This is a genomic window from Paraliobacillus ryukyuensis (genome assembly GCF_003315295.1).
GTDB lineage: Bacteria > Bacillota > Bacilli > Bacillales > Amphibacillaceae > Paraliobacillus > Paraliobacillus ryukyuensis.
The window spans coordinates 1-1211 of sequence record NZ_QNRI01000029.1; the positions used below are offsets into that span (position 1 = coordinate 1).

A 1211-nucleotide genomic window follows, 5' to 3' on the forward strand; every position below is an offset into this window, starting at 1 on the left:
GTGACACGTGCAGCTGACGAATACTAATCGATCGAGGACTTAACTAAATAACAAAAGTGGAAACGACCACAACAGTGGGAGTTGAAACTGGATGATATTCTAACGTTTGATACCCTTGTCTTTCTTATCTAGTTTTGAAGGTGCATTTAAAAAAATATTTTTAAAAACACTTGCTTTTTTAATCAAAACTTAATATAATATATTTTGTCCTTGAAAAACAAGGAATGTCTGGTGACAATAGCGAAGAGGTCACACCTGTTCCCATGCCGAACACAGCAGTTAAGCTCTTCAGCGCCAATGGTAGTTGGGGCTTTGCCCCTGCGAGAGTAGGACGTCGCCAGGCTTGATCGGAGGATTAGCTCAGCTGGGAGAGCACCTGCCTTACAAGCAGGGGGTCGCAGGTTCGAGCCCTGCATCCTCCACCATACGCCGGCCTAGCTCAATTGGTAGAGCAACTGACTTGTAATCAGTAGGTTGGGGGTTCAAGTCCTCTGGCCGGCACCATTTAACGAATGATGAGCCATTAGCTCAGTTGGTAGAGCATCTGACTTTTAATCAGAGGGTCGCAGGTTCGAATCCTGCATGGCTCACCATTAGCGGGTGTGGCGGAATTGGCAGACGCGCTAGACTTAGGATCTAGTGTCTTACGACGTGGGGGTTCAAGTCCCTCCACCCGCATTTTCGCGAAAGTAGTTCAGTGGTAGAACACCACCTTGCCAAGGTGGGGGTCGCGGGTTCGAATCCCGTCTTTCGCTCCATAAGCCAAGCCGGGGTGGCGGAATTGGCAGACGCACAGGACTTAAAATCCTGCGGTAGGTTTCTACCGTGCCGGTTCGAGTCCGGCCCTCGGCACCATTTAGCGCCCGTAGCTCAATTGGATAGAGCGTTTGACTACGGATCAAGAGGTTAGGGGTTCGACTCCTCTCGGGCGCGCCATTACGGGAAGTAGCTCAGCTTGGTAGAGCACTTGGTTTGGGACCAAGGGGTCGCAGGTTCAAATCCTGTCTTCCCGACCATTTAAATTTATAGTTAGTGGGGCCTTAGCTCAGCTGGGAGAGCGCCTGCTTTGCACGCAGGAGGTCAGCGGTTCGATCCCGCTAGGCTCCACCATATATTTTGATCTTTGAAAACTGAACAAAACAACCAATATGGTAAGAAGTAACATGCTAGTCAAGTTATGAGTAAAGACATCTCATAAAAGCACATTAGGT

9 tRNA genes and 1 rRNA gene are annotated in these 1211 nt (G+C 49.0%); all 10 read left to right on the forward strand.

What is annotated here, in order from left to right:
* The first annotated feature begins 227 nt into the window (after nt 1-227).
* The 10 genes from rrf (at nt 228) to DES48_RS15740 (ending at nt 1110) form a co-directional block, all read left to right on the forward strand.
* Nucleotides 228-343 (forward strand): 5S ribosomal RNA (rrf, locus tag DES48_RS15695).
* A 6-nt stretch (nt 344-349) separates the two neighbouring features.
* Nucleotides 350-425, forward strand: a tRNA-Val gene (locus tag DES48_RS15700).
* A 3-nt stretch (nt 426-428) separates the two neighbouring features.
* A tRNA-Thr gene (locus tag DES48_RS15705) sits at nt 429-504 on the forward strand.
* A 13-nt stretch (nt 505-517) separates the two neighbouring features.
* A tRNA-Lys gene (locus DES48_RS15710) sits at nt 518-593 on the forward strand.
* A gap of 3 nt (nt 594-596) precedes the next feature.
* A tRNA-Leu gene (locus tag DES48_RS15715) sits at nt 597-678 on the forward strand.
* A gap of 5 nt (nt 679-683) precedes the next feature.
* Nucleotides 684-758, forward strand: a tRNA-Gly gene (locus DES48_RS15720).
* 8 nt (nt 759-766) lie between these two features.
* Nucleotides 767-855: transfer RNA gene (locus DES48_RS15725), tRNA-Leu, on the forward strand.
* A gap of 4 nt (nt 856-859) precedes the next feature.
* Nucleotides 860-936 (forward strand) — tRNA-Arg (locus DES48_RS15730).
* A 3-nt stretch (nt 937-939) separates the two neighbouring features.
* Nucleotides 940-1016 (forward strand) — tRNA-Pro (locus DES48_RS15735).
* Between the two features lie 18 nt (nt 1017-1034).
* Nucleotides 1035-1110, forward strand: a tRNA-Ala gene (locus tag DES48_RS15740).
* Nucleotides 1111-1211: the final 101 nt, after the last annotated feature.